The sequence below is a fragment of the Microcystis sp. LE18-22.4A genome, from assembly GCF_027531105.1.
In the GTDB taxonomy this organism is placed as follows: Bacteria; Cyanobacteriota; Cyanobacteriia; order Cyanobacteriales; family Microcystaceae; genus Microcystis; species Microcystis aeruginosa.
On the sequence record NZ_JAPZRB010000265.1, the window covers coordinates 1 to 6507 of the forward strand.

At 48.8% G+C, this 6507-nt stretch carries 7 protein-coding genes; 6 read left to right on the plus strand and 1 reads right to left on the minus strand.

The window, feature by feature from the left end; all coding sequences use genetic code 11:
* The first annotated feature begins 298 nt into the window (after positions 1–298).
* From efp to O9295_RS12340, 3 genes are all read left to right on the plus strand, one after another.
* Entirely contained in the window at positions 299–856 is a 558-nt protein-coding gene (gene efp / locus O9295_RS12330) for an elongation factor P (protein ID WP_002762061.1), read from the plus strand.
* Positions 857–1022: 166 nt separating this feature from the next.
* On the plus strand, positions 1023–1517 hold the full coding sequence (accB, locus tag O9295_RS12335) for an acetyl-CoA carboxylase biotin carboxyl carrier protein (RefSeq protein ID WP_288033113.1): 495 nt from the start codon (positions 1023–1025) through the stop codon (positions 1515–1517).
* 5 nt (positions 1518–1522) lie between these two features.
* A complete protein-coding gene (locus tag O9295_RS12340; protein WP_061432445.1) occupies positions 1523–2509 on the plus strand; it encodes a zinc-dependent alcohol dehydrogenase family protein in 987 nt (328 codons plus the stop codon).
* Positions 2510–2775: 266 nt separating this feature from the next.
* On the opposite strand, the gene cobT is transcribed toward O9295_RS12340, so the two are convergent.
* Positions 2776–3855: a nicotinate mononucleotide-dependent phosphoribosyltransferase CobT gene (cobT, locus tag O9295_RS12345; protein WP_288033114.1), complete on the minus strand. Its 1080-nt coding sequence runs from the start codon at positions 3853–3855 to the stop codon at positions 2776–2778.
* A gap of 17 nt (positions 3856–3872) precedes the next feature.
* On the opposite strand from cobT, the gene O9295_RS12350 reads away from it, so the two are divergent.
* Genes O9295_RS12350 through O9295_RS12360 form a run of 3 tightly spaced genes read left to right on the plus strand, consistent with a single transcriptional unit; the run spans position 3873 to position 6387 of the window.
* Positions 3873–4751, plus strand: coding sequence for an ABC transporter permease (locus O9295_RS12350; protein ID WP_061432442.1), 879 nt, complete (start codon positions 3873–3875; stop codon positions 4749–4751).
* Between the two features lie 45 nt (positions 4752–4796).
* Positions 4797–5159 carry a thioredoxin family protein gene (locus O9295_RS12355; RefSeq protein WP_081106816.1) on the plus strand — a complete coding sequence of 121 codons (363 nt, stop codon included), beginning with the start codon at positions 4797–4799 and terminating at the stop codon, positions 5157–5159.
* Positions 5160–5175: 16 nt separating this feature from the next.
* Complete coding sequence (locus O9295_RS12360; protein ID WP_288033115.1) at positions 5176–6387, plus strand: LL-diaminopimelate aminotransferase; 1212 nt, start codon at positions 5176–5178, stop codon at positions 6385–6387.
* The last annotated feature ends 120 nt before the right edge of the window (positions 6388–6507 follow it).

Consider the following 6507-nt stretch of genomic DNA (forward strand, 5'->3'; position numbering starts at 1 on the left):
CCCTCAAAAAGTGCCAGCCATTGCGGGGATCGGGGGAAAATTCAGGTACTTTTTCCCTGAAAATTAGGTAGTTGACCACCTCAAAACTGGTAAAACCCCACACCCCACACCCCACACCCCACACCCTGCCACCACCGAAAAGCTTTTTCAGCAAACCCTACTTAAGTGATTAGCTTTTGTCCCTTGCTTGCCCCACCTCCCACCTCCCCCTTACCTGTAGGGGCGGGAAAAAAGTTTTTTCGGGTACAGGAAGTATGTAAAATGGAATGTTGATCTTTCTTGGCCTAAACAGCATTTCATGATTTCGAGTAACGACTTTCGGAGTGGCACGACCATCGAGATAGATGGCTCTGTCTGGCGGGTGGTGGAATTCCTGCACGTCAAACCGGGCAAGGGATCGGCCTTCGTGCGAACCAAGTTAAAAAATGTTCAGACCGGCAACGTGGTAGAACGGACGTTCCGGGCGGGGGAAACCTTGCCCTCAGCCACGATCGAAAAGCGCACCATGCAGCACACCTACAAAGAAGGCGATCAGTTTGTCTTCATGGACATGGAGACTTTTGAGGAAGCAACTCTCACCCCGGTACAAATGGGCGATCGAGCCAAGTATCTGAAAGAAGGAATGGAAGTCAATATTCTCTTTTGGAATGATCAAGTGTTAGACATAGAATTGCCCACTTCGGTAATCTTGGAAATCACCGATACAGATCCGGGAGTCAAGGGAGATACGGCCACCGGTGGCACGAAACCGGCGATCGTAGAAACGGGAGCGCAGGTGATGGTTCCCCTGTTTATTTCTATCGGTGAAAGGATTAAAGTGGACACCCGGGATGGTTCCTATCTGGGACGGGAATAATTGTGATCAGAAGCCCAGAAATGAGGGCTTAGGGACGGGTTTAGGACTAAAGCCAGTGTTTCTGAGCCTGTTTCCCAAAACTTAGCCGCTAGATGGGAAAAATCGATAGTTTGGTGGGTGCGAATTTGGATTTGTTGCTTTTTATTTGCGAGGGGATTTCAGAGCGGTGACTATTGATTACAACGAAATTCGAGAACTGATCAAAACATTGGCAGCAACGGATATCAGTGAATTTAGCCTGAAAAGTGCAGATTTAGAGCTAAATATCCGCAAAGGAACCGTTAATACTGCCCTTGGGCCTCTCGCCGCTCCCTTGCCGGTGGTGACGGCCCCAGTCGCCCCTCCAGTGGTAGCCGCAGGTCCCACCCCGGCCCCAGAAACCCCCACTCCCGAACCCGTAGCCGCCGCTATGGATAAAAAATGGCTGGCGATTACCTCTCCCATGGTCGGCACTTTTTATCGCGCTGCTGCTCCCGATGAACCCTCTTTCGTGGAAAAAAACGATCGGATCCGTGTCGGACAAACGGTCTGTATCATCGAAGCGATGAAGTTGATGAATGAAATCGAAGCGGAGGTGGCCGGGCAAATCGTCGAAATCGCCGTCGCTAACGGTGAACCGGTAGAATTCGGTCAGACATTAATGTGGGTTAATCCCGAATAGACAGAATGAAAGCTATCCTCATGACCGCCGTGGATGTCCTACAGCTTCAGGAAGTCCCCACCCCGAAAATTAGTCAACCGCATCAGGTTTTAGTAGCATTAAAAGCCGCTGGTGTCAACCCTATTGATACAAAAATTCGTAAACGCGGCACTTTTTACCCCGAGCAAATGCCGGCCATTTTGGGCTGTGACGGGGCGGGAATTGTCGAGGCCGTTGGGGCGGCGGTGCAGGATTTTCGCCCCGGGGATGAAGTGTATTTTTGTAACGGCGGACTGGGCAAGGCCGGCACGGGAAATTATGCTGAATATGCCCTGATCGAGGCGGATTATCTGGCCCACAAGCCGAAATCTCTTTCTTTTGCCGAGGCGGCCGCTGTACCTTTAGTTTTAATCACCGCTTGGGAAGCACTCTATGATCGCGCCCGTCTTCAGTCGGGACAAAGCGTACTTATCCATGGCGGGGCCGGGGGTGTTGGTCATGTCGCGATTCAATTGGCGAAACTGAAGGGGGCTAAAGTTTATACGACGGTGGGAAATAGCGATAAAGAGCGTTTAGTGCGGCAATTAGGGGCAGATTACCCGATTTTATACAAACAAACCGATTTTGTCTCGGCGATACTTCAACAAACCGCAGGGAAAGGAGTAGATATCGCTTTTGATACGGTGGGAGGGGAAACTTTTGGCCAAACTTGCCGAGCGGTGCGAGTGTACGGCGATATGGTGACGATTTTGGAACCTACGGGCAGCTGGAAGGAAGCGCGCGATCGCAATTTGCGGATTAGTTTAGAATTAATGTTAACCCCGGCTTTGATGGGACTGCCAGAAGCGCAAAAATATCAAACAGAAATTCTCAGACAAGGGGCGCGTTTAATTGATGAGAAAAAGTTAACTATTCATCTCTCCCAAACCTTCCCTTTAGCGGCAGCTATCAGCGCCCATCAATTGCTAGAAACTGGTTCGGTGACGGGGAAAATAGCCCTAATTATTGACTAGAAATCTGCTTGTCACTATTTTCTCTCATAGCTGCCCGCGTATTTAGGGTTGGCTGAATAAATCTAAAAACCTTGTTGGATAAGACTTTTAGACCTTTTTGAAATCCAAAAGTGGCCGGCATGGGAGTGATCAGGGGGAAAATTCAGGGACTTTTTCCCTGAAAATTAGGTAATTGACCACCTGAAAATCGGCAAAACCCTACACCCCACACCCCACACCCTACACCCTGCCCCCAGGAAAAACTTGTTGCCGCAAACCCTAGATAGTCAACAGTTTAGTTGAAACCCGATTAAATTTTCGATCGCTTTGACCAAATCTTGATTAGTCCAATTCCGGTACAAACAAGCGGCGATCGCACATCCCCCCGCACCCACTCCCTCTTTGACAAAACCCTGTTGATAAGCTTGCAAAACCGGGTATTTAGAGGCAGAAAAGTCTAATTGTGTGGCTAATAAAGGCAATTTTCCGATCATGCGGGCTAATCCCACCGTATCCCCCGTTTTATCTTCCGCTACCCAGCGAGTTGTGCCGACGATGATATTTTCCCAATTAACCGGATAGGCATATTTAGCCACTAGAGCTTGAATTAGGGCAGAAACGGCTAACATTTGGGTTCCTCCGGCGAGGAGTACCCCACCCTGCCCACTGGCGGCGATGGCCATGCCAGCGACGAAAATCTGCTGAGGATCGCCTAGGGCGGTGATTACCTCAAAAGGATCAAAAATTTCTTTTCGGGCTAATCCCTGCTCAACTATTGCCTGTTTCTGAGCATGATTGCACTGGGGATGGCTGCTGTTAACTTTGCCGTTGGCTCGATAACCCAATCCGGTGAGGATGGCGAGGGCGGTGGTGGTGCCGCCGACCACGCACTCGCCGATAATTAGATAACTAGACTGGCGGGCTAATTTTTCTCCCCAAGTTAATCCTTGGGCGAACAGGTGTTTTACTATGGTCAGGTCTAGGGCGCGGCCGGTGGAGAGACAACGGGCCGGTTGTCCCCCCAGTTCGATATAATCGACGGCCGGGGGCAAGGGTAAACCGGCGTTAAAAACGAGGACGGGAATGGCTAATTTTTCCACCACGGCGCGGGTAATATAGGCGGGGGAGGCTCCCACCGTTAGGGGGGGTAAGGGATAACGGGGATGGGGTGAAACTCCTTTAACGATAAATTCGGCATCGGCGATCGCTGTATATTTTCTATCTTCCGGGGTAGCACCGGCGGTGGAGATTCCGGGGATTAATCCCGTCTCGGTAAAACCTAAAACTAGGGCAAATATCGGAGAAGATTTTTGATGGCGCTGTAACCAATTTTGCCCCCGTTCGATTTCCGTGTAAATTTTAATCATCTGTGATTTTCTTGATTATGTCTCCCCTGTCTTCTGCAATTATCGATACTTGGCGACGTTTTTACCGAGATCCCTTGGCAGTAATAGGAGCGATCGCATTAATTATAATTATTCTTGCCGTCCTATTCGGTCCGATTTTTTATCGGGTCCCCATCGATACCATTGATTTTAGTCAAACCACTGCTCCCCCTAGTTTAAAACATCTTTTCGGCACTAATGATCTGGGCCAGGATCAATTGGCAAGGATTTTGGTGGGGGGTCGAATTTCCCTAGCGGTGGGGATTGCTGCTATGATGGTGGCGATTATTCTGGGAACGGCGATCGGGGCTATTTCCGGGTTTTACGGGGGCGCGATCGATGGTTTGTTGATGCGATTAACGGATTTATTCCTATCTTTGCCCCAATTGCCCCTACTTTTGCTGATTGTCTATCTATTTCGCGATAGCATCAAAAAAATCGCCGGACCGGAAACGGGTATTTTTATCCTCGTGGTTTTAGTAATCGGGGGTTTAAATTGGATGTCGGTGGCGCGATTGGTGCGGGGAAATTTCTTAAAATTACGCGAGATGGAGTTTATTTCGGCTGCGATTGCTTTGGGGGCCACTCCTTTCCGTTTAATCTGGGTGCATTTATTACCTAACGTTTTGGGAATGATTATCGTGGCGGCCACTTTAGCCGTGGGTAATGCGATTATTACCGAGTCAACCCTGAGTTTTTTGGGTTTGGGTTTCCCCCCCGATGTGCCGACTTGGGGACAAATGTTATTTAAAGCTAAAGATTACTTGACAACTGCCCCCCACTTGGTCATTTTTCCCGCTCTAGCTATCGTGATCACGGTGTTAAGTATTAATTTTATCGGTGATGGTTTACGGGATGTCTTTGATCCTAATGTTTAAGGAAGCGTAGAAGTGGATAATTGCCGAAAATTACCCAGAACCTCTATGATGATCAGTAGCGATGGTGAGGAAATAAATACTGTGAGTAGCGTAACTGTCATTAGCGATCAGAAGTTTGACCAAGAGGTTTTTGAGGTCGAAAAACCCGTTTTAGTCTATTTTTGGGCGAGTTGGTGCGGTCCGTGTCGTTTGGTATCCCCCTCGATCGATTGGGTGGCCAAAACCTACGGCGAACGGCTAAAAGTAGTTAAACTAGAAATAGACCCTAACCCCAACTCGGTGGCTAAATGTGATGTGAAAGGTGTTCCTGCTTTACGCATCTTTAAAGATAACGAAATTATTGCCACTCATGAAGGGGCGATCGGCAAACAACAATTACAATCTTTTATCGATACCTATGTCAGCTAATTAGGTATCTGTGGTTATGAATAACTTAACCCTAGCACACCGCTTACAGGCACTCCAATCCAACGTTTTTGCCGATATGGATCGGGCAAAGGCTGCCAGTAGAGAAGCGGGTAATACCATTATCGATCTTTCGCTCGGTTCCTCCGATCTTGGTGCTGCTCCCCATGTTATCGATGCTATAGAGCGATCTCTCCACGATCCTCACACCCACGGCTATTTACTCCATAATGGTACGCGAGACTTCCGAATAACTGCCGCTAACTGGTATAGCGATCGCTTTGGTGTCCCCGTCGATCCGGAAACGGAGGTTTTACCCCTAATTGGTTCTCAGGAAGGCACGGCCCATCTACCTTTGGCCCTTCTCAACCCCGGGGATTTTGCCCTGCTGCTCGATCCGGGTTATCCCTCCCATTTGGGCGGTGTTGCCCTTGCCGGCGGTCAAATCTACGGAATGCCAATTTTGGCAAAAAATGACTTTCTGCCGGTTTTAGAGGACATTCCTGACCTAGTGCTGGCACAATCGAAGCTGATGGTCTTGAGTTATCCCCATAATCCCACCACAGCGATCGCACCTTTGGCATTTTTCCAAAAAGCGGTTGATTTTTGCCGTCAGCATAATTTAGTTTTAATCCACGATTTTCCCTATCTAGACATCTTTTTTGCGGGAACATCGCCCCCCCCGTCAATTTTACAGGCCGATCGAGATAAAACTAATTCGATCGAGTTTTTTACCTTTTCCAAGTCCTATAATATGGGTGGTTTTCGCATCGGTTTCGCCATTGGCAACCCGCAGTTAATTATGGCTTTGCGACAGATTAAAGCTATGGTTGATTTTAATCAGTATTTGGGCATACTCAACGGTGCGATCGCTGCTTTAACCGGTAATCAAGATTCAGTCAAGGAAACCGTCGCTATCTTCCAAAAACGCCGGGATGTGTTTATTAATGCCCTAAATCGCATCGGTTGGCCAGTTGCCACCCCGGCCGCTACTATGTACGTTTGGGCGAAAATTCCCCCCAGTTGGCCGGGTAATTCCGTCGATTTTTGTCGGCAATTGGTGGCCCAAACCGGTGTCGCTGTTTCCCCCGGTTCCGGTTTTGGTAAGGGTGGCGAGGGTTATGTGCGTTTTGCCTTAGTTCACGATCCCGATATTCTAGAGGCTGCCGTGGAGAAAATTGCGGCTTTTGTGGGATCAAATCGATATTCTAACCCACATTCCGCACCCTAAGTGTCACAACGTCTCAAAAGAGGAAGGGGCGTGAGTCAAAATACTTATCTAGAGGAGTGAGTTGGCGGCAAGCTGCCGGCAACTAAGCCGAAAATTTCAGAGTTCCCCCGGTCATTCTCA

Excerpts from the sequence above, each read along its gene's own strand:
- efp (WP_002762061.1), top strand. The coding sequence starts at position 299 with ATGATTTCGAGTAACGACTTTCGGAGTGGCACGACCATCGAGATAGAT.
- O9295_RS12340 (WP_061432445.1), top strand. The coding sequence starts at position 1,523 with ATGAAAGCTATCCTCATGACCGCCGTGGATGTCCTACAGCTTCAGGAA.
- cobT (WP_288033114.1), bottom strand. The coding sequence starts at position 3,855 with ATGATTAAAATTTACACGGAAATCGAACGGGGGCAAAATTGGTTACAG.
- O9295_RS12350 (WP_061432442.1), top strand. The coding sequence starts at position 3,873 with ATGTCTCCCCTGTCTTCTGCAATTATCGATACTTGGCGACGTTTTTAC.
- O9295_RS12355 (WP_081106816.1), top strand. The coding sequence starts at position 4,797 with ATGATGATCAGTAGCGATGGTGAGGAAATAAATACTGTGAGTAGCGTA.
- O9295_RS12360 (WP_288033115.1), top strand. The coding sequence starts at position 5,176 with ATGAATAACTTAACCCTAGCACACCGCTTACAGGCACTCCAATCCAAC.